The 21,045-nt window shown below is 74.5% G+C and carries 15 protein-coding genes; 5 read left to right on the forward strand and 10 right to left on the reverse strand.

The annotated features are described in order from the left end of the window. Positions 1-227: 227 nt before the first annotated feature. Positions 228-1,664, reverse strand: coding sequence for a rifampin monooxygenase (gene rox / locus ACIRQY_RS30480; protein WP_403931056.1), 1,437 nt, complete (start codon positions 1,662-1,664; stop codon positions 228-230). 314 nt (positions 1,665-1,978) lie between these two features. Between rox and ACIRQY_RS30485 the strand changes: the two genes are divergently transcribed. Both ACIRQY_RS30485 and ACIRQY_RS30490 read left to right on the forward strand, forming a co-directional pair. Beyond that, the gene (locus ACIRQY_RS30485) at positions 1,979-3,079 is read left to right on the forward strand and encodes a chitinase (protein ID WP_351784201.1); all 1,101 of its coding nucleotides are present in this window, start codon (positions 1,979-1,981) and stop codon (positions 3,077-3,079) included. Between the two features lie 423 nt (positions 3,080-3,502). Then, a complete protein-coding gene (locus tag ACIRQY_RS30490; RefSeq protein ID WP_403931058.1) occupies positions 3,503-4,372 on the forward strand; it encodes a DUF1684 domain-containing protein in 870 nt (289 codons plus the stop codon). A gap of 78 nt (positions 4,373-4,450) precedes the next feature. On the opposite strand, the gene katG is transcribed toward ACIRQY_RS30490, so the two are convergent. The 3 genes from katG to ACIRQY_RS30505 form a co-directional block, all read right to left on the reverse strand. Next, positions 4,451-6,577, reverse strand: coding sequence for a catalase/peroxidase HPI (gene katG / locus ACIRQY_RS30495; RefSeq protein WP_403931157.1), 2,127 nt, complete (start codon positions 6,575-6,577; stop codon positions 4,451-4,453). Positions 6,578-6,827: 250 nt separating this feature from the next. Then, the gene (locus ACIRQY_RS30500) at positions 6,828-8,393 is read right to left on the reverse strand and encodes a mucoidy inhibitor MuiA family protein (RefSeq protein ID WP_403931060.1); all 1,566 of its coding nucleotides are present in this window, start codon (positions 8,391-8,393) and stop codon (positions 6,828-6,830) included. 6 nt (positions 8,394-8,399) lie between these two features. Then, positions 8,400-10,535 carry a DUF4139 domain-containing protein gene (locus tag ACIRQY_RS30505; protein ID WP_403931062.1) on the reverse strand — a complete coding sequence of 712 codons (2,136 nt, stop codon included), beginning with the start codon at positions 10,533-10,535 and terminating at the stop codon, positions 8,400-8,402. Positions 10,536-10,697: 162 nt separating this feature from the next. Here ACIRQY_RS30505 and ACIRQY_RS30510 point away from each other — a divergent pair, with 162 nt between their 5' ends. Next, entirely contained in the window at positions 10,698-11,267 is a 570-nt protein-coding gene (locus ACIRQY_RS30510; protein ID WP_403931064.1) for a PadR family transcriptional regulator, read from the forward strand. A 157-nt stretch (positions 11,268-11,424) separates the two neighbouring features. After that, positions 11,425-13,140 (forward strand): acyl-CoA dehydrogenase family protein, encoded by a 1,716-nt coding sequence (locus tag ACIRQY_RS30515; protein WP_403931066.1) that lies wholly within the window; start codon positions 11,425-11,427, stop codon positions 13,138-13,140. Positions 13,141-13,174: 34 nt separating this feature from the next. On the opposite strand, the gene ACIRQY_RS30520 is transcribed toward ACIRQY_RS30515, so the two are convergent. Then, positions 13,175-14,404, reverse strand: coding sequence for an amidohydrolase (locus tag ACIRQY_RS30520; RefSeq protein ID WP_403931159.1), 1,230 nt, complete (start codon positions 14,402-14,404; stop codon positions 13,175-13,177). Positions 14,405-14,725: 321 nt separating this feature from the next. Between ACIRQY_RS30520 and ACIRQY_RS30525 the strand changes: the two genes are divergently transcribed. Continuing rightward, on the forward strand, positions 14,726-14,896 hold the full coding sequence (locus ACIRQY_RS30525) for a thiazolylpeptide-type bacteriocin (protein WP_030757923.1): 171 nt from the start codon (positions 14,726-14,728) through the stop codon (positions 14,894-14,896). 95 nt (positions 14,897-14,991) lie between these two features. Here ACIRQY_RS30525 and ACIRQY_RS30530 read toward each other — a convergent pair whose 3' ends face one another. From ACIRQY_RS30530 to ACIRQY_RS30550, 5 genes are all read right to left on the reverse strand, one after another. Then, positions 14,992-16,911 carry a TOMM precursor leader peptide-binding protein gene (locus ACIRQY_RS30530; RefSeq protein ID WP_403931161.1) on the reverse strand — a complete coding sequence of 640 codons (1,920 nt, stop codon included), beginning with the start codon at positions 16,909-16,911 and terminating at the stop codon, positions 14,992-14,994. 29 nt (positions 16,912-16,940) lie between these two features. Continuing rightward, on the reverse strand, positions 16,941-17,696 hold the full coding sequence (locus tag ACIRQY_RS30535) for an ABC transporter permease (RefSeq protein ID WP_403931069.1): 756 nt from the start codon (positions 17,694-17,696) through the stop codon (positions 16,941-16,943). 2 nt (positions 17,697-17,698) lie between these two features. Then, positions 17,699-18,670 carry an ABC transporter ATP-binding protein gene (locus ACIRQY_RS30540; RefSeq protein ID WP_403931070.1) on the reverse strand — a complete coding sequence of 324 codons (972 nt, stop codon included), beginning with the start codon at positions 18,668-18,670 and terminating at the stop codon, positions 17,699-17,701. A gap of 132 nt (positions 18,671-18,802) precedes the next feature. Beyond that, positions 18,803-19,915: a M50 family metallopeptidase gene (locus ACIRQY_RS30545; protein ID WP_351784218.1), complete on the reverse strand. Its 1,113-nt coding sequence runs from the start codon at positions 19,913-19,915 to the stop codon at positions 18,803-18,805. After that, positions 19,912-20,937 carry a lantibiotic dehydratase C-terminal domain-containing protein gene (locus ACIRQY_RS30550; RefSeq protein WP_403931163.1) on the reverse strand — a complete coding sequence of 342 codons (1,026 nt, stop codon included), beginning with the start codon at positions 20,935-20,937 and terminating at the stop codon, positions 19,912-19,914. The genes ACIRQY_RS30545 and ACIRQY_RS30550 overlap by 4 nt, the downstream gene beginning before the upstream one ends. Between the last annotated feature and the right edge of the window lie 108 nt (positions 20,938-21,045).

A 21,045-nucleotide genomic window follows, 5' to 3' on the forward strand; every position in this document is an offset into this window, starting at 1 on the left:
GCCGTCCCCGTACGAGGACGGCCCCGGCCGGCAGCCCCCCGGCCCGCACGGCCCCCCCCCCCCCCCCCCCCCCCGGGCCCCCCCAACCCCCCCCCCGCCCCCCCCCCCGGGGGGCCCCCCCCCCCCCGGGGGGGGGGGGCCCCCCCCCCCCCCCCCCCCCCCCCTCCGGCGTACTGCCCCGAGAGGGAGGAGCGGCCCCAGGGGCCGCAGGGCGTCAACGCCGGGCGTCAACGCCGTTCCGCGCCGAACCACTTCGGCAGGTGCCCGGTCAGGTCCCGCTGGTCCTCGCCGACCCACGCCACATGGCCGTCCGGGCGCAGCAGCACCGCCCGCGCGTCCAGCTCTTCGCCCTCGCCGAGATCGTCCACGACGTGGTCGACCCGGTCCTCCCAGCCCGCGACGGACAGCAGCCCGGTCCGGTCCAGGAGCAGACCCCGCCCGGCGTGCGTCAGCCCGTACAGGTGGCCGTCCTCGAGCCGCAGGTCACGCAGGCGCCTGCCGAGCAGGTCATGGCCCCCGCCGAAGTCGTAGCGGACCGCGACGCCGGTGATCTTCTCGATCAGATACCGGTCCACCTCCTCGAAGCGCACCAGTTCGGCCAGCAGGCGGCGCACGGCCCGCGGACCGGGCTCCGTCGACATCAGCTGGATCTGCGCCCGGGTGTTGTCGAGGACGTCGGCGGCGACCGGGTGCCGCTCCGCGTGGTAGCTGTCGAGCAGCCCCTCGGGGGCCCAGCCCGCCACCTCGGCGGCCAGCTTCCAGCCCAGGTTGAAGGCGTCCTGGACCCCGAGGTTGAGCCCCTGTCCACCGGTCGGGGGATGGATGTGCGCCGCGTCGCCCGCGAGGAGGACCCGGCCGCTCCGGTAGCGGTCGGCGAGCCGGGTGGCGTCGCCGAAGCGGGAGAGCCAGCGCGGTGCGTGCGCGCCGAGGTCGGTGCCCGCGAACTTCCGCAGCTGGGTCCGGAACTCGTCGATTCCGGGAGTGGCGGTGCGGTCCTCCGCCACCCCCTCGGCGGGCACGATGACCCGGTACAGACCGTCGCCCAGCGGCATCGCGCCGAACCGCAGCTGGGTCCTGCGGACCTCGGCCGTCACGGCGGCGAGTTCCTCCGGGGAGACGTCCAGCGCCATCTCGCCCAGCAGCGTCTCGACCCGTGAGGGTTCGCCGGGGAAGCCGACGCCGAGGAGAGCGCGCACGGTGCTGCGACCGCCGTCGCAGCCGACCAGATGGCGGGCGCGCAGCCGGGCGCCGTCCGCCAGCTCCACCGTCACCCCCTCGGCGTCCTGCTCCAGTCCCACCAGTTCACGGCCGCGCCGGATCTCGGCGCCCGCCTCCACGGCGTGCTCGGCGAGCAGCCGCTCGGTGACGGCCTGCGGAATGGCCAGGACATAGGAATGCGCGGTGTCGAGGTGTTCGGGCCAGGAAGTGCTGAGACCCGCGAAGAAACCACCGGACCGGATTTCCCGGCCCTCCGCGAGAAAACGTCCGAGCAGCCCGCGCTGTTCCATCACTTCGATACTGCGCACATGCAGCCCCTGCGCCCTCGACTGGAGGGTCGGCTCCGTCTCCTTGTCGAGAACCAGCACGTCCACGCCGTGCAGCCGCAGTTCTCCGGCGAGCATCAGGCCGGTCGGACCGGCCCCGGCGATGATCACGTCGATCATGAGAAAAGCCCCGTTCGATAATTCCGGTGTTCCGTGGGGGCGGGTGATCCGTACGTCGTCGCATTGCGCCGTCCACGGCTTCGCCCGGAGATTGTGGACCACGACCTGGGCCTTGCGGCAAGGCCCCCCGTGCGCTATATCTTGAGAGTGGCGAGGAGTCCTTGGACTTCTCGCCTTTCCTGTTTCCCGCCCGCCGCGTGCCACCGGGAGCGGGGTTCACCGGGGTGGTTGACGAAAGGTCTGGACCAACCTACGGTCTGGTCGAACGCGCGCCATGCCCAGGACCATCCCCCACGACGTCCCCAGGAGCACGCATGCCACGCCCACGGATCGCCCGCGCCCTCGGAGCGGGAATCGCCACCCTGCTCGCGGCCGCGGCCCTCGCCGCCCCCACCGCCCAGGCCACCACCCCGGGACCGGCCGCCGCCCCCGGCACCACGTCCGCCGCCGCCCCCGGCGACACCTGCGCCCTCAAGTCCCGCCCCACCGGGAAGGTGCTCCAGGGCTACTGGGAGAACTGGGACGGCTCCGCCAACGGCGTCCACCCGCCCTTCGGCTGGGCCCCCATCGACGACCCCCGCTTCGCCGCCCACGGGTACAACGTCATCAACGCCGCCTTCCCCGTGATCCGTTCGGACGGCACGGTGCTCTGGCAGGACGGCATGGACAACACCGTCCGGGTCTCCACCCCGGCCGAGATGTGCCGCGCCAAGGCGGCGGGCGCCACCCTGCTCCTGTCGATCGGCGGCGCCACCGCGGGCATCGACCTCAGCTCCCGCGCCGTCGCGGACAAGTTCATCGCCACCGTCGTGCCGATCCTCCAGACCTACAACTTCGACGGCATCGACATCGACATCGAGACCGGACTCGTCGGCAGCGGCAACATCAACACCCTCTCCACCTCCCAGGCCAACCTGATCCACATCATCGACGGCGTCCTCGCCCGGATGCCCGCGGGCTTCGGACTGACCATGGCGCCCGAGACGGCCTACGTCACCGGCGGCAGCGTCGTCTACGGCTCGATCTGGGGCGCGTACCTCCCGATCATCAAGAAGTACGCCGACAACGGACGCCTGTGGTGGCTCAACATGCAGTACTACAACGGCAGCATGTACGGCTGTTCCGGCGACTCCTACTCCGCCGGGACCGTCGCCGGGTTCGCCGCCCAGACCGACTGCCTCAACCGGGGCCTGGTCATCCAGGGCACCACCATCCGCGTCCCGTACGACAAGCAGGTCCCCGGTCTGCCCGCCCAGCCCGGCGCGGGCGGCGGCTACATGTCGCCCTCCCTGGTCTCCCAGGCCTGGAACCGCTACAACGGCGCCCTCAAGGGCCTGATGACCTGGTCCGCCAACTGGGACGGCTCCAAGGGCTGGACCTTCGGCGACAACGTGAAGGCGCTCCAGGGCCGCTGAACCCCCGGGCCCTGATCAGGGGACACCCGACCGCCACGCGCACGACCACGCGTCCCCTGCCATCCCTGCCACGCACCCGGGCCCTGGCCGTCGGCCACGGCCGCGCCACCACGGCCCCCCGCCCCGGACCAGTGATCGAGAACCGACGATCACTGGCCCGGGGCACGGGTGGTGTGCTTTGCTGGCCCCATGACCCTGCTCGTGATGCGCCGACACGTGGACTACGTGCGCGTCACGACCACGTCCTGTTCCGGCTGACACCGAGGCACTCGTCCCGGCAGCCGGCCGTCGCACGCGCGACCACCGCGCCCCCCGTCACCCTCGACGCCGTCCTCCGGCGTGCCCTCCCGGGCCCGTCGCCGTCGGCACGAGCGCCTCCCGGTGCAGCGAACCCCGCCCGCGCCCGTCCCACCTGGAGGACCCATGAGTCTCGGGAACGACCCCGACTCCCGCACCGCGCCCGCCCGCCCCGGCACCGCCGACGGCGTCCCCGAGGACTTCGTCGCGGAGTGGGAGGCATGGCACCGCGACAAGGAGGCCCGGCTCTCCGCCGCGCACGGCTTCCTCGCCATCACCGGCCTGCACTGGCTCACCGACGAGCCGCAGAGCATCACCGACACCCCCGGAACCTGGACCACCGGACCGGAGGGAGTCGTCGTCGAACTCGCCGACGACGAGGAACTCGTCATCGACGGGACCACCGTCAAGGGCCGGTACGCCTTCGGGGACATCCCCGAGCGCGGCGGGGTCGACGCCGTCTGGGGGGACGTCGTCATCGAGGTCGCCCGGCGCGGCGGCCACGACGTCGTCCGGCCACGCCACCCCGCCCACCCGCTGCGGGTCGCCTTCACAGGGACACCCGCCTACGCGCCCCACCCGCGCTGGGCGGTCACCGGCCGGTACGTGCCCTTCGACGAGCCCAGGCCCACCACCGTCGGCGCCAGCGTCGAGGGCCTGCGGCACGTGTACGACGCGCCCGGCCGGATCGACTTCCGGCTCGACGGACAGGACCTGAGCCTCACCGCCTTCAACGGCTACACGCCCGGCGGCTTCACCGTCCTCTTCACCGACCGCACCTCGGGCGTCACCACCTACGCCGCCAACCGCAGCCTGCGGGTCGCCGCCCCGGCACCCGACGGCACCGTGCTCCTCGACTTCAACCGCGCGGGCAACCTGCCCTGCGCGTACACCGACTACGCGACCTGCCCGCTGCCCCCGACGGAGAACCGCCTCCCGGTCGCCGTCGAAGCGGGCGAGAAGATCCCCCGGGAGCGCGGACCCGTCACCACCTGACCGACCGGCCCCACCGACCGGGCCCGTCAACCGGCCCCACCGCCCGGCCCGTCCGGCCGGGCGGCGCGGTCGGCCGTCTCAGCCGAGGTCGAACCGGTCCAGGTTCATGACCTTGTCCCACGCCGACACGAAGTCCCGCACGAACTTCCCGCCCGCGTCCCGGGACGCGTAGACCTCGGACAGCGCCCGGAGCTCCGCGTGCGAGCCGAAGACGAGATCGACGGCGGTCGCCGTCCACCGGACCTCGCCCGTGGCCCGGTCGCTGCCCTCGTACACGTTCTCGTCCATGACCGACGGCCTCCACTCCGTGCCCATGTCCAGCAGGTTCACGAAGAAGTCCGTCGTCAGCGACTCCGGCCGGTCGGTGAACACCCCGTGCCGGGAGCCCGCGAAACCGGTGTCGAGGGCGCGCATCCCGCCGACCAGCACCGTCATCTCCGGCGCGGTCAGCGTCAGCAGGTTCGCACGGTCGAGGAGCAGGGTCTCCGGCGACAGCTTCTCGCCCGTCCCGAGGTAGTTGCGGAAGCCGTCCGCCCGGGGTTCGAGCACGGCGAACGACGCCACGTCGGTCTGCTCCTGCGCCGCGTCCGTACGGCCCGGCGCGAACGGCACGGCGACCTCGTGCCCGGCGTTCCGCGCGGCCTGCTCGACCGCCGCGCAGCCGCCGAGGACGATCAGGTCCGCCAGCGAGATCCGCACGCCGTCGGAGCGGCCCCCGTCGAACTCCCGCCGGATCCGGTCGAGCGTCTCCACCGTCCGTGCCACCTCGGGCCGGGCGTTGACCTCCCAGTCCTTCTGCGGCGCGAGCCGGATGCGGGCCCCGTTGGCACCGCCCCGCCGGTCGGTGCCGCGGAAGCTCGACGCGGCCGCCCAGGCGGTGCTGACCAACTGCGACAGGGCCAGGCCCGAGGCGAGGATCTCGCCCTTCAGAGCGGTGACGTCCACCTCCTCGACCAGCGGGTGATCCACCTCCGGGACCGGGTCCTGCCACAGCTGCGGCCCGGGGACCCAGGGACCCAGACAGCGCGAGACCGGCCCCATGTCACGGTGCAGCAGCTTGTACCAGGCGCGGCCGAAGACCTCCGCGAGCCGCTCCGGGTCCTCGTGGAAGGACCGGGCGATCGGGGCGTAGACCGGGTCCAGCTTCATCGAGAGGTCCGTCGTCAGCATCATGGGGGCGTGCCGCTTCGACGGGTCGTGCGCGTCGGGGACCGTGTCGCCCGCCGCCGGGTCCGTCGGCTTCCACTGACGGGCCCCGGCCGGACTCGTCGTCAGCTCCCACTCATAGCCGAACAGATGGTCGAGGTAGCCGTTGTCCCACGTGGTCGGCGCCGTGGTCCAGGCACCTTCGAGACCGCTGGTGAGGGCATCGGCGCCGACCCCCCTGCCACAGGTGTTCCGCCAGCCGAGTCCCTGCTGCTCCAGGGGCGCGGCCTCCGGCTCGGGACCGACGCACGAGGGGTCGACGGCGCCGTGACACTTGCCGAACGTGTGCCCGCCGATGATCAGCGCGGCCGTCTCCTCGTCGTCCATCGCCATCCGCCGGAACGTCTCGCGGATGTCCCGGGCCGCGGCGAGGGGGTCCGGATCGCCGTTGGGCCCCTCAGGATTGACGTAGATCAGGCCCATCTGCACGGCCCCGAGCGGGCCGGTCAGCTCCCGGTCGCCGCGGTAGCGCTCGTCACCCAGCCAGGTGTCCTCGGGACCCCAGAAGACCTCCTGCGGCTCCCAGACGTCCTCCCGGCCGAAGCTGAACCCGAGGGTCTCGAAGCCCATCGACTCCAGGGCGCAGTTCCCCGCGAAGACCAGGAGGTCCGCCCAGGAGATCTTCCGGCCGTACTTCTGCTTCACCGGCCACAGCAGCCGCCGGGCCTTGTCGAGGCTGGCGTTGTCGGGCCAGCTGTTGAGCGGGGCGAAGCGCTGGGCGCCGGAACCGCCGCCGCCCCGGCCGTCCTCGATGCGGTACGTCCCCGCCGAGTGCCAGCTCATCCGGATGAACAGCGGCCCGTAGTGGCCGTAGTCGGCGGGCCACCAGTCCTGCGACGCCGTCATCACCTCGAAGACGTCACGCTTCAGCGCCTCGACGTCCAGGCCCGCGAACTCCTTCGCGTAGTCGAAGTCCTCGTCCATCGGACCGGACCGCCGCGCGTGCTGGTGCAGCACCTGCAGATCCAGCTGGTTCGGCCACCAGTCCCGGTTGCTCATCGGCGGGGCGTCGGTGGGGGTGGGGGAGGGGATCGCCGGGTTCTCGCTCTCGGACACGTCGGTCCTTCCTGTCGCGGTGTCTCCGAATGCCGGCCGCGCACCCCGACGTCCCCCCCACTTCCGGTGCCGTGCACGCGACGCGGCGCGTCCGTATGGTCGCGCACGGCGGGCCGCGCAGCGCGGTGAACACGCGGGGCACCGGCACCGGGACCGGCCCGCCCCCCCTCGTACGGGACGGACCGGGAACGCGTCAGAGTCCGGCGACCCGGGAACTCGCCGACAGCTCGTACACCAGCGTGACCGCCCGGCGGGCCCCCGGCGCGAGAGCGACGTCCCAGCGGACGACGCCCTCGGCGTCCACCGCGTCGGGCACCGGCGAACACGCCTCCTCGCGCAGCCGCACCTCCACCGCCGACACCTCGGACACCGGAACGCGCTCGCGCACCACCACCGTCCGCTCCCCGCCCTCCCCGGGAGCGGAGAACCGGGACAGGTGCAGCCGGACCGTGCGCGTGACCACCGTCCGCTGGGTGAGCCCCGTGGTGTCCCGGCTCTCCTCCGTCGTACGGACCACCCGGTGGTCGTCGTCCCCGCCGAAGGCCAGCTCCACCGGCGCGCCGGGCGCGGTGAACTCCAGCGTGCCCCGGCCCACGAAACCGCCGCCCCTGACCAGGTCCACCGGACCGGCGAGCAGTGCGTGACCGGACCGGTTGTCGCCCCGCACCACCCGGGTGACCAGCGGGGACAGCTCGGGCGCACAGGCGTACTCGCTGCTCACGGGGGTGCTGAAGGACGACAGCGGCACCCGGTGGGCCCGCCCGTCCGAGCGCACCGACACCGGCGCGGGGGCGGGCAGGACACGGACCTCGCCGCCGTCGTCCACCCCGGGAAGACCGACCACCGCGGCGGCCGGACCCAGCGCACCGATCTCCTCCTCGCGCAGCTCCACGTCGACCGTGCGGCGCTCGGCCGCCGTTCGGTCCTTGAGGACGAGCCGGTCCTCGTCGAGCCGGGGCGGTTCGGCGGCCGTCGCCGACCGGGCCGTGGAGAGCGTGAGCCGCACCCCGGACCAGTCCTCGCCGGTCTGCTGCCACACCACGGCGTCCGTCTCCAGCGTCACGGCGTCCCCGTCGAGGACGGCACGGTAGGCGGGCCGCCACAGCGCGCACGGGACGAGGTGGCTCAGCCGCAGCCCGACCGGCCCCGCCGAGGCGGCCTCCACGGTCAGCTCGACGTGCCCGAGCAGTTCGGCGGGCTCCTCCTCGGCGAGCGCCCGGCCTTCCAGGACCTCGGCCAGTTCGGCGGCGACGGCCGTCAGCCGGGCGTCCACGGCACGGAGCCGCTCGCCGTACTCCTCGCGTCCGGCGTCCACCCGGTCGAGCTCCCGGGCCCAGCGGGGACCCTCGGCCTCCCCGTGCCCGACGCCCTCGCCGATCTCCCGCAGCAGATCGGCGGCGAGCCCGCCCAGCAGGTCCAGCCGGGTGCGCAGCCGGTCCCGGGACTGTTCGAGGCCGGTCCGCTCCTCCTCCAGGGCGTGCTCGCGGTGGCGCAGCGCGGAATCGTCCGCGCCCGGCGGGCGGGGGCCGCGCGGTGCCCAGGTACGGACGATCCGGGCGTCGAGCACCGTCGCCGGGGGCCCGGAGAGCGGCTCGGCGTGCAGGGTGCGGTCGACGGCGAGTGCGGAGACCGGGCCCAGGCGCAGCCGGTGGACGCCCGGCTCCAGCTCGACGAGCGCCTCGCGTTCGACGTGCGCGCGGTCCTCCAGACAGGTGACGGCGGTGACGGGGGCGGCGACGGTCTCGACGTCCGTGGACATGGTGTCTCAGCTCCTGCGGTTGCCGCCGACCAGGGCTCTGCCGGCCGGGATGCGGATCTCGTATCGGCCGTCGAGGGCCGTGGTGCCCCCGGCGGGCAGCTCGACCCGCCAGAGGCGGGTGCCGGGCGCGTGCCGTTCGGGACCGTCGTCCCCGGGGGCCGACCAGTCGGCGTGCTCCTCGATCCGGACGTCCGGGTCGGAGGAGACCGGCACCCGTTCGCGGACCTCGACGGTCACCGGCCGCGCGAGCCCGTTGGCGAGTTCCACCCGGACGCGGTGGTCCAGTACGGAGGTCTGGTTGCGCAGACCCGAGGTGGACTCGCGCAGGTGCGCGTTCCGGGAGACCCGCACGCCCTCCGCCGGGCCCAGCCCCATCCGGCTCGTGCCGCCCGGCGCGAGCGTCGGCAGGGCCGCCGTCCGCAGGAACTCCCCGTCGACGGTGACCTCGACCGGGCCCGCGAGGAGCGCCCGGTCGGAGGCGTTGGAGAGCACCAGGGTCGCGTACACGACCGGTTCCACGGACGGCACGGCGAGGTGTTCGGTGCGCAGACCGACCGCGAGTTCCATGACGGTGACGGTGTGCCAGGTGCCGTCCGAGGGGACGTCGGCGCGGGCGGCGGCGTCGAAGCGCTGGTCGAAGGAGCCTGCCGACTCGCGGGGGAGCACGGCGTGCGCGGGCAGCGGCAGGGAGGCCACCGCCTCGGCACGGCGCCGGTACTCGGTCGCCACCGCGTCGGACGACAGATCGGGGAACAGCCGCCCCCGGTGGTGGCCGGGCCCGTCGGGACCGCGCAGGACGAGGGCCGTGTAGTCGAGTTCGGCGGCGTCGGGGCGCGGCGGTCCGGGGACCGGCGCCGGGGACGGCGGCGACGCGCCGGGCGCGGGGGCGCCGGGAGCCGCCGCCGCCGGCGGGGCGGCGAACGCGGCGGGCGCCGCGCCGAAGGCCGCGCTCCCGGGGACGGCGGCGCGGGAGCGCGTACGGGCCGGTGCCGGGGCGTGCCGCTCGGCGGCGAAGGCGTCGCCCCCATAACCCTGGCTCCCGTACCCGTGGTCACCGTACCCCTGGCCGTCGAAGGCCTCGGGGGCGGATCCGGGACCGCCCGGGACCGGGAACCCGGCGACCGGGAGCGGGGACGGCGCGACACCGGCGGCGCCGGACACGGCGCTCCCGGCCCGGCCGAACGTCCCGGGCCGGGGGCCCGCCGCGTCGTACCCGGTGAACAGGTCGTCCAGCCCCGTGGGCGGCTCGCGCCAGCCGGACGCGGCGGGGGGTTCCTGGCGCCGTCCGATCCTGATCGAGCGGAGCTTCGGGAGATCGGTGCGGCGCCGGAGGTCGGCGGTGGCCAGGGCGACGCGCACCCCGGTCCAGTCCTCGCCGGTGCGCTGGGCGACGGAGGCGCGCAGCACCAGACGGCCGGTGTCCTCGCCCTGACGGTGGGACAGCCGGTACGCGGGCACCCAGACGGCACCCGGCACCCCGTACTCCACCTCGATCTCCACCGGCTCCGCACCCGCCCCGACGACGGTGAGGAGCGCCTGGACGGTGGTGTCCACGTGCCGGGACGGCGCGTCGGTGGAGGCGCGGTCCAGCCGGTCCGCGGCCAGCTCCAGCGCGTGCTCGGCGCGCAGCAGTTCCTCGTCGAGAGCGGTCAGCCGGGTGTGGAGACCGGTCAGCCGCCCGTCGACGAAGCCGGCCAGCTCCAGCCAGGCGTCGACCGGGGCGCGGCGGTGCTGGGGCTCGTCGCGCCTGCGGGGCGGCGCCACCGGACGCAGGGCGCCGACCTCCGCGACCAGGGCCCGCTGCCGGTCCCGGCGGGCCCGCGCGGCCTCCGCCTCGTCCCGCAGCCGCTCGACCTCGCGCCGCAGCGCGTCCCGTCCGTCGGGGACGGCGGCGCGGGGCTCCGCCCCGATCTCCACCCGCGCCTCGGTCACCCGGGAGCCGGGGGAGCCCAGGACCCGGGCCCGCAGCGAGCCGTGGTCGAGGGTGCGGGGCAGGCCCGTCACCCGTACCCGGCCGTCCGGCGGCACGACGCCCCGGGCCAGCCTGCGGCAGAGCGCGCCCCGCGCGTACACCACGACCGAGTCCAGGGCCGAGGCCCACCGTCCCGCCGTGTCCGCCGTCCGTTCCGTACCGGTTGTCATCGACCCGCCCCCACCCGGCTCCGCCCGACCGCTGTCCTCGGGGCGAAGCCTACGGGAGCGGCCCCCGGTCACCCCGGGCCGCTCCCGTGCGCCGGGGTGAGCCGTGTCTCACCCCGGCGCGCTCCCTTGCCTATGCAACGAGTTGCATAGAAGGATGGGGGTGTGGCGATCGAACACGCGATTCTGGTGTCCCTGCTGGAGAAGCCCGGGTCCGGCTATGAACTGGCCCGGCGCTTCGAGCGCTCCATCGGCTACTTCTGGACGGCCAGTCACCAGCAGATCTACCGCGTCCTCAAACGCATGGAGGGCGACGGCTGGGTGGATGTCAGGGACGTGCCCCAGCAGGGCCGTCCGGACAAGAAGGAGTACTCCGTCGCCGCCCCCGGACGCGCCGCCCTGACCGGCTGGCTGCGCGAGCCCGTCGAACCCGAGAGCCTCCGGCACGACCTCGCCGTGAAGATCCGGGGCGCGGCCTTCGACGACCCCGCCGCCCTGGTCCACGAGGTGGAACGGCACCGGCGGACGCACGCCGACCGGCTCGCCCACTACCTCGCCGGAGAGGAACGGGACTTCACCGGCCCCGACGCGCCCGGCACCGCCGGGGGACCCCTCGACCCCGGACGGGAACTCCAGCACGTCGTGCTGCGCGGCGGCATCGCGTACGAGCGGATGACGCTCGCCTGGCTCGACGACGTCCTCGCCACCCTCCACCGGCTCGCCGCCCCGCGCTGAAACCGCCCTGTCCGTACCCCGGCACCGGCCGTACCCCGCACAGGCCGCCCGGACCCCAGACCCCGGCCCCCGCACCGGCCGCCGGAACCCCGCCCCCCCCAGACCTCGTACCACTCGCAGCACCCGCCCCGCCCCTCCGGACCGAGAGACGAACACCATGGCCGAATCGCCGCTGTTCAACCCGCGCACCTACGATCCCGCGCACTTCGACCCCGAGACCCGCAGGCTGCTGCGCGCCACCGTCGACTGGTTCGAGGCGCGCGGCAAGCGGCGGCTGATCGAGGACTACCGCACCCGCGCCTGGCTCGGTGACTTCCTCGCCTTCGCCGCCGCCGAGGGCCTCTTCGCGACCTTCCTGACCCCCGCGTCGGAGGGCAAGGGGGACCGGCGCTGGGACACCGCCCGGATCGCCGCCCTCAACGAGATCCTCGGCTTCTACGGTCTCGACTACTGGTACGTCTGGCAGGTCACCGTCCTCGGTCTGGGCCCCGTCTGGCAGAGCGACAACGCCGCCGCCCGCCGCCGGGCCGCCGAACTCCTCGACCAGGGAGAGGTGTTCGCCTTCGGCCTGTCCGAGAAGACGCACGGCGCCGACATCTACTCCACCGACATGCTCCTCACCCCCGACGGCGACGGCGGGTTCCGCGCCACCGGCTCCAAGTACTACATCGGCAACGGCAACGCCGCCGGGCTCGTCTCCGTCTTCGGCCGCCGCACCGACGTCGAGGGCCCCGACGGCTACGTCTTCTTCGCCGCCGACAGCCGCCACCCGGCCTACCACCTCGTCAAGAACGTCGTCGACTCGTCGAAGTTCGTCAGCGAGTTCCGCCTGGAGGAGTACCCCGTCGCCGCCGGGGACGTCCTGCACACCGGCCGCGCCGCCTTCGACGCCGCCCTCAACACCGTCAACGTCGGCAAGTTCAACCTGTGCACCGCCTCCATCGGCATCTGCGAGCACGCGATGTACGAGGCCGTCACCCACGCCCACCACCGGGTCCTCTACGGCCGTCCCGTCACCGCCTTCCCGCACGTGCGGCGCGAACTGACCGACGCCTACGTCCGGCTCGTCGGCATGAAGCTCTTCAGCGACCGGGCCGTCGACTACTTCCGCTCGGCGGGCCCCGACGACCGCCGCTACCTCCTCTTCAACCCGATGACGAAGATGAAGGTGACCACCGAGGGCGAGAAGGTCGTCGACCTCCTGTGGGACGTCATCGCCGCCAAGGGCTTCGAGAAGGACAACTACTTCGCGCAGGCGGCCGTCGAGATCCGGGGCCTGCCGAAGCTGGAGGGCACCGTCCACGTCAACCTGGCGCTGATCCTCAAGTTCCTGCGCGGCCATCTCCTCGACCCGGTCGCGTACGAGCCCGTACCGACCCGCCTGGACCCGGCCGACGACGCCTTCCTCTTCCGGCAGGGTCCGGCCCGCGGCCTGGGCTCCGTGCGCTTCCACGACTGGCGGCCCGCGTTCGACGCCCACGCCCACCTGCCCAACGTCGTCCGCTTCCGCGAACAGGCCGACGCCCTCTGCGCGTTCGTCGCCACCGCCGCCCCCGACGAGGAGCAGAGCCGGGACCTCGATCTGCTGCTCGCGGTCGGCCAGCTCTTCGCGCTCGTCGTCCACGGCCAGCTGGTCCTGGAGCAGGCGGGCCTGACCGAGGTGGACGAGGACGTCCTCGACGAGCTGTTCGCGGTGCTCGTACGGGACTTCTCCGCGCACGCCGTCGAACTGCACGGCAAGGACTCGGCCACCGGGCAGCAGCAGGAGTGGGCGCTGGGCGCGGTGCGCCGCCCGGTCGTCGACCCGGCCCGCTCGGGCCGTGTCTGGAAGACGGTGGAGGCGCTGTCCGACGCGTACGAGATGGCGGACTGACCCGCCCCCGTCCGGCCCCGCCCCGTCCGGCCGCTCAGCCGCCGGGCGGCGGGGCCAGCCGGTCCAGGGCCGCGACCGTCAGGGCGTCGATCGCCGGCGGCAGGGCGGCCCGCACGTCGGGCGCGAAGCGCGGCGAGTGGTTGGGCGGGAGGCGGCCCCCGGCGACCGCCCACTGCCCGGCCCCTGCGGTGCCGGTCATCCAGTAGACCAGCGGCACCCCCTCCTCGCCGTGCAGGGCGGCGCCCGCGTCGCCGTAGAGGGGGAAGTCCTCCGAAGCCGGGGACGGCGGCCGGACGCCGACCCGCGCCGCGCCGAACAGGGCGGTGTGGGCGGCCCGTACCGCGGCCGTCGCCGCCGGGTCGCCCCACAGCGCGGGGGCGCGCGAGACCTGCCGGACCTCGGGCTCGCGCGGGCAGGCGGAGGCGGCGCACTCGGCCCGCACGATCCGCTCCACCGCCAGGACCGCCCGGTCGAGGGCGCCGTCCGTGGCCGCCCGTACGCCGATGCCCAGTTCGGCCGTGTCCGGGACGACGTTCACCGCCGTGCCCGCCCGTACGGTGCCGACGGTGACGACGACCCGGTCGTCCGGCGCGGACTCGCGGGAGACGACCGTCTGGAGCCGGGTGATCACCGCCGCCGCCGTCACCACCGGGTCCACGGTCAGGTGCGGGGTGCCCGCGTGCCCGCCCCGCCCGTGCACCACGACCTGGAGCGTGGCGCACGCGGAGGTCACCGGCGCGTACGGGGTGCCGTGCGCGACGGTGCCCGCGGGCAGCGGCGCCGCGTGCTGGGCGAGGACCGCGTCCGGCCTGCCGAACCGCTCGTACAGCCCGTCCGCCAGCATCGCGCGGGCCCCCGTCAGGGTCTCCTCGGCGGGCTGGCCCAGCACCACGAGGGTGCCCCGCCAGCGCCCGGCGGCCCGGACGAGGAGGTCCGCCGCACCGGTGGCGGCGGCGAGGTGCAGATCGTGTCCGCAGGCGTGCATGGCGCCGTTCCCGCTCGCGTACGGCAGCCCGGTCAGCTCCGTCAGCGGCAGGGCGTCCAGTTCGGCCCGCAGCCAGACGCGGGGGCCCGCGCCGTTGCGCAGCACCCCGACCACGCCGTGGCCGCCGACTCCCCGGGTGACATCGAAGCCCAGGGCGGTGAGCCGGTCGGCGAAGAGCTCTGCCGTGCGGGTCTCCTCGCCGGACAGCTCCGGCGTGCGGTGGACGTCCAGACAGAGCAGCAGGGCGGGGCGCAGCACCTCCCGCGCGGGGGCGAGCACCGCGCGGACGGCTTCGGCGGGACGGACGGGAGCGGGGCCGGACACCGGGTCGGAGGTGGGGCCGGGTGCGTCTTCGGCGGGACCGGGCGTGGCGGACCGGCCCGGTACGCCGGAGGAGGACGCGTCCGGGGCGGTGGTGGCCGCACCGCCCGGGTCGGGGAGGTTCACGAGGACTCCAGGGGACGGGGTGAGCGGACCGCTGGCGCCGGGTGCCAGCGATGTGCGCGCGCGAGACGTGCCGAACGGTGAGCGGGCGGCGGTGCAATGGACGGCGTAACCCCCGGTCGGTCCCCGCGCGGGGCCGTGGTCACAGGAGGCGCCATGAACAAGGACCTGAGCACCCTCGCCGACGAGATCCTCGAACTGGAGGCCGAGACCTTCGAGATCTCCGACTACTCGGACGCCAGCGAGGTCGTGCTCGCCGGTTCCACGAGCACCAGCTCGACCTCGACGTGCAGCTCCACCACCAGCACCACCTCCTGCTCCGCCTGACCGGACCAGGACGGACCGGCCACGGCCGGACGCGCGCCCGGTGACCTGTCCCCAGGCCACCGGGCGCGCCTCCGTTCCCGGGTCGGGACCGCCGGTCACGGGAACGGGTGCGGGACCATCCGGACCTCCTCGTCGGCCAGGTCCGTCGCCCGGTGACCGCCCCGGCGCAGCGCCGTGCGCAGCCGGGGCATCAGCGGCGCCCGCTGCCGGTTCCAGCCGAAGTCGATCGGCAGCAGCCCCGGCACGAGGGTGCTGACCGTGCGCAGGCCCATCCGCTCCTGCTCGGGGGTGGTCTGGTCGACGACGACCACGTCGTGCCCCGCCGCCGTCAGGTACCCCGTCACGGCCCGTACGTCGTCCGCGAGGTCGCCCGTGCGGGGCCGCACGGACGTCTCCCAGTCCCGGTACACCTCGTCGAAACCGCGTACCGCCCTCGGCTCCAGATATCCCCTGGCGTGCTCGGCCATGCGCGGGAGCCCGTACAGCTGGGCGTGGTCCTTGAGGTGGCGGACCCGGTCGAAGTCCTCGGCCATGGCCTCCAGTTCGGGCCTGCGCTCCTCGGTCTGGCGGGAGAGGTGCGGGATGTAGGTGAGCACCTCGGAGAGCGCGCCCTCGACGGCGGCGCGCGGGTCGAGGGAGGACGCCGCCGCGAAGGACAGGGTGCCGGGGCCGCCGTCCCGGCGTACGGCGACCGCCGTGACCACGGGCACCGGCAGGTCGATCCGGTTGTCCAGGACGTGGACGTCGTACCCCTGGAGCGCGGCGCGCGCGGCCATGGCGGCGGAGGCCCGGCCGCCGACCGTGGCGAGGTCGATGCCGGTGAGCCGGGCGCCGCCGTACCAGGCGTTGAGGAAGGCGTCGCGCTCGATCAGTTCCAGGAGCCCGCCGAGGACCGCCTCCTCCAGAGCGCCACCGATGGCGCAGCCGTTGGAGCACTCGAAGACGAAGTTGTCTGCGGCGAGACCGGCGCTGTAGTAGACGAGGCGCGAGGGGACCAGGACGGGGCGGGCGTCACGGAGGGACCAGCCCCACTCCCAGGGGATGGCCCGGTCCGGGTCGAAGGGGTCCACCAGCGGGTCGTCGCGGTAGGTCCGGGGGTCGTAGAAGCCGCAGACGGCGGGGTCCACGGCGTCCTCCCGCAGCGCGTTCCACGAGCCGACGACGGGGGTGCGGCGAGCGCGCCGGTGGGTGCCCGCGTACCGTTCGAGGCCCTCCAGGAAGGCCAGGGTGCGGCTGGTGGCGAAGGTGTTCTCCTGCCCGCTCCAGGTGACGTCGTGGAGACCGGCGTAACCGCGCACGAAGACGCTGCCCGCGACGGGCGCGGTCGTCGGCGAGGTGACGCCGAGCCACGTCCCGCCGCCGAGCGCCCCGCACACCGGGTTGGCGAGCGCCTCGCGGGGCAGCGGGTACACCGACGCGGGACGCAGCCGGTACGCGCCCGGGTCGGGCTTCGGACGCGCGACGAGGTCCAGTGGCCGGGGCCCCGCCGGGACGGGCGCCGGGCCGCAGTCCGGGCAGAGCGGATCGGCGAGCAGCGGGAACGTGCGGACCGCGAGCGTCACCAGGTCGACCCGGGTCACCTGGGGCAGCGCCCGGTCGGCGGCCTCCCGCGCGGGAGGCAGCGCGCCGGGGCCGTCGAGCAGTGCCTCGCAGAGCGCCGCGACCGTGTCGTGCGCATGAGCGGTGAGCACCGGCCAGGCTCCGGCGGGGCGGGGTCCGTCCGGGCCGCCGGTCTCCAGCGCGTCGCGTTCGCTGCGGCTGCGCAGCCGCTGCCAGCGCAGCGCGAGGCAGCGCCCGCAGGCGGGCGCGCTGCCGTCGCCGCCCCAGGGGCCGACGAGGACGGCGGAGGCGGTGAGGTGGACGCGGGCCCCGGCGCGTTCGGCGGCCCACGGGTCGGGGGCGCCCCGCCCGCCGGAGGGCGCGGCGGCGTCGGTGGCGCCGACCGGGACGACGGGGACGTCCCGGCCGAGGCGCCCGCAGAGCGCGGCCCGCAGCTCCGCCCGTGCCGTGTCCATGGGCGGCGGCAGCGGCCGGGTGGCGGTGCTCACGAGGACCTCGTCCAGCGGAAGGTCTTCACCGCGACGGCCCCGAAGAGCACGCCGAACACGAGGAGCCCGGCGCAGCCCACCCACACGTCGGAGGGCTCGCCACGGCCCGCGAGGGCGTGGGACACGGCGTCGTTGAGGTAGCGCAGCGGCATCGCCAGGGAGACCTTCCGCAGCCAGTCCGGCATCGAGTCCAGCGGGAAGAAGGAGCCGGAGAGGAACGCCATCGGCAGCATCAGGAAGTTGGCGACCGCCGCGACCGACTCGGGGGTGTTCGCGAAGGACCCGATGATCACCCCCAGGAGCAGGAAGGTGGTGATGCCGAGAACCAGTACCGGGATCAGCAGCGGCCAGCCGGACGCGGGTTCCAGGCCGAACACGGGCAGCATCGCGACCCCGACGAAGAGCAGCGACTGCACGGCCCCCACCACCAGGGCGAGGACGTACCGGGAGCCGATGACGGCCGACAGCGGCGCCGGGGACATCCGGATCAGCCGCAGGATGTCGTCCGTCCGCCACTGCATGAGGGTGAACGCGATGCCGAAGACGGCGGCGTTCGCCACGCCCCAGGACAGTACGCCCGCCGCCGTGTACGACAGATAGGACAGGCCGCTCTCCGTCACCTCCTGGCCCCGGAAGATCAGCCCGAAGACGACGAGGAAGAGGAGCGGGAAGGCGAACGTGAAGAAGAGGGTGGTCCTGTCCCGGACCTGGGCCCGGTATCCCGCCCGGGTCAGTGCGGCGTAGGCGCTCATGGTCACGGCTCCGTGGTCTCGGCGTGCGGATGGGCCGACCGGCCGGAACCGGCGAGCCGGGCGGTCAGGTCGAGATAGACGTCCTCCAGTCCCGCGGTCCTGGTCTGGACGCCGTCGAGCCCGGTGAGCCGGTCGACGGCGGCGAGGACCCGCCCGGTCTGATGGGTCTCCAGGACGAGCGAACCGCCCTCCACGGTGACCCGTTCGACGCCCTCGATGGCCGCCGCCGCCGTCTCGTCCAGGCGCCCCAGCGGAAGCAGCAGACGGCTCGGGGCGCGGGAGGCGCCCACCAGGTTGTGCGGCGAGTCGGTCACCGCGATCCGGCCGTCCACCAGGATCGCGATCCGGTCGCAGAGCGCCTCCGCCTCGTCGAGGTGGTGGGTGGTGTGGACGATCGTGCGGCCCCGCGCCTTCAGGCCGCGCAGCACCTCCCAGAGGGCGCGGCGGGCCTGTGGGTCGAGTGCCGCCGACGGCTCGTCCAGGAAGATCAGCTCGGGCCCGTGGACCAGGGCCGAGGCGATGGCGAGCCGCTGCCGCTGGCCCCCGGAGAGGTTCTCCACCTGGACGCGGCGCTGTTCGGTGAGGCCCACCGAGGCGAGCGTGGCGTCGACGGCGGCCGGGGGCGCCCCGTAGAGCGCGGCGACGGTCCGCAGGTGCTCGTGCGCGGTCTGCCGCACGAAGAACGCCGAACTCTGCGTCTGGACCCCCAGCCGGGGCAGCAGACCGGTGTTGCGCGGCCAGGGGGACTCCCCGAAGACGGCGACCGTGCCGCTGTCGGCCCTGCGCAGCCCCTCCATGATCTCGATCAGGGTGGACTTGCCCGCGCCGTTGGGGCCGAGCAGACCGAAGAACTCGCCCCGGTGGATCTCCAGGGAGACGTCGTCCACGGCCTGTCGGTCCCCGTACCGCTTGGAGACTCCCCGGACCTGGACGGCGGCGGTCGGTGAACCGCCCGCCGCGGATGTGGTTGACATGGCCTGTACCTCACTCGTGTGGTGCGTGGAACGTGGTCGTCGGGAATCGCGGTCGTGGGGAAACGTGATGGTCGGGAAACGCCGTTGTCGGGAAGCGATGGGGTCGTGAGCCGCGCGGGGGTCCGTGGCCGGTCAGCCGAGGGCGCCGAGCACGGCGAGGACGAAGGCGACGGTGCCCGCCACGACGAGGAGCACCAGGGCCGCCGCCCCGATCGCGTACGCCGTGTGGATCCGCCGGGCCCGCGCCGGATACGCCGCCAGCGCGGGGGACCCCCGCCCGCCCCGGCGTACCGTCAGATACGTCCTGGTCTCGGCGGCCAGCCGGGCGGTGCCCAGAACCTGCCCGAGCATCCGGTACCCGTCCAGCGGCGGCAGCGGTACGAGATTGCTCAGCCCCTGCACGGTGCCGAACACCAGCAGCCCGGCGAGCGCGGGGCGCTCCGGCGCTCCGGCGGGCAGCAGCAGCCACCAGACGGCGAAGGGCAGCAGGAGCACCATGTTGAGGTGCGCGCCCGCCCCGGCGATCACCAGTCCGGCCCGTCTGCCCGGCAAGAACAGGTAGTCGTCGACCGTGCAGTACAGCAGGGCGGCCGGGAGCCGCCAGCGCACTCCGATCTCGGCGACGTGCCCCCCGTAGTGCTGGGCGGCCACCCCGTGGGCCAGTTCGTGGAGGGTGATGCTCAGCCAGAGGAACAGGGCCGCGCCCAGGAGCGCGACGGGCCGCCGGACCAGCCAGGCCGCCCCGTCGATCAGCTCGGGCGCCCGTACGGCGAACAGCACAAGGAACGCCAGGACGGCGACGAGCAGCGGGTACTGGACGGCCGGGCGGAGCAGCGGACGCAGCACCCGGTGCAGCCGCGCCGTGGTCGCGTCGGCGTCCGCGACCAGCGGCCGGGTGCCGCGCCACACCGAGTTCGGCGGCTTCGGCCCGGTCGCGGGCGGCGCCGGGTCGGGAGCCCCGGCGAGCAGCCCCCGGGTGCCGAGGAGACCCAGCAGCCGGTACCAGTGGTCCTCGCCGAGACGGCGGCCGAACCGGTCCGCGTACACCGGCGCGAGGTCGTCCAGGTTCCGCGTCCCGTCGAGCCGGGCCATGAGGAAGTGCTCCTTGACGCCGACCTCGAAGGCCGCGCCGGTCACCGGGTGCCGGACCAGGTGCACGGTCCGGGGGCCGCGCAGCAGCGGCCCGCTCAGCAGGACCCCGGGCCGCAGGGCCGGACGGTGGGCCCGCGCGGCGGCGGACGTCACGAGCCCGCCGCCGTCCCGCGCCCGTCCCGCAGGACCTGCCCGAGGACGAAGGACAGATAGGCCTCGTCCCGGATCGTCACATGCAGCCGGTTGTTGGTCATGTGCATGTACGGGGAGAGCAGTCGGGGCAGCACCGAGGGCACATGGGTCAGCGGCTCCGGCGGGACCGTGTCCACCGGCTCCGCGCGCACCTGCCCGGTGTCCTCGCGGGCGGGCCCCTCGTACGGCGGGAACAGCAGCTCGCCCCGGACCGCGAGGTCCGCCGCGCGGGACCGCAGCTCCAGACAGTGCTCCGCCCAGCCCCGCAGGAACGACGGCAGCCGCCCCAGCTCCCCCGAGGCCACCGCCGCCCGCACGGCGGCGAACCGGCGGCCGAGCGCGGGCGCCATCTCCGCGTAGTTCCGCTCGTACTCCGCCGAGCCGATGAAACCGGTTCCGGGGAACGCCCGGTGCCAGAACGCGTAGTAGCCGTCCAGATAGTCGGCGAGCCGGTCCTCCTCCGGCAGGAAGCAGCTCGCCATCACCATCATCAGCTGCGCGGAGGTCCCGAGCAGCACCGTGCGCAGATGCAGGTTCATCGTGCGGAAGGCGTCCACGACCAGATCGCTGGAGTGCCGGAAGTGCCACTCGGCCAGCTCGACCCCGGCGGGCCCGCCGTACTTCGCGTACTCGGGGGCGTACGGCTCCTCGCTGAAGCTGTTGTTGGGCCGCAGCCGCATCCGGCCGTCCTCGCCCATGTACCGCCCCCGGTCCTCGCCGGGGAACTCGATGTCGAACAGGGCGTTGTAGAAGTCCTTCAGGAACCCCGAGTCGACCTCGTACAGCGCGGGTCTGCCCCGGAGGAACGCGGCCAGCGCCTCCTCGGCCCGCCGCCGCACCTCGGGTGCGGCCGACGGGCTCGTGGGACGCAGCCGCAGCCGGACGTGCGGACCCTCCAGCCAGTAGTTGAGGAAGAAGTACCCGTGCAGCAGGCCCTCTTCGGTGAGCCGGGCGACCAGCGGCCGGACACAGTCCACCAGCATCGGCCGGGGGCTGGCGGCGTAGAACACGTGCAGCGCGATCCACGCACCCGGCTCACCCCGCCCGGCCGGGTCGCGTGCCACAGCCGGTCCGGTCGCCCCGTCCGGCGC

This window comes from Streptomyces sp. NPDC101490 (genome assembly GCF_044767145.1).
Classification (GTDB): Bacteria; Actinomycetota; Actinomycetes; order Streptomycetales; family Streptomycetaceae; genus Streptomyces.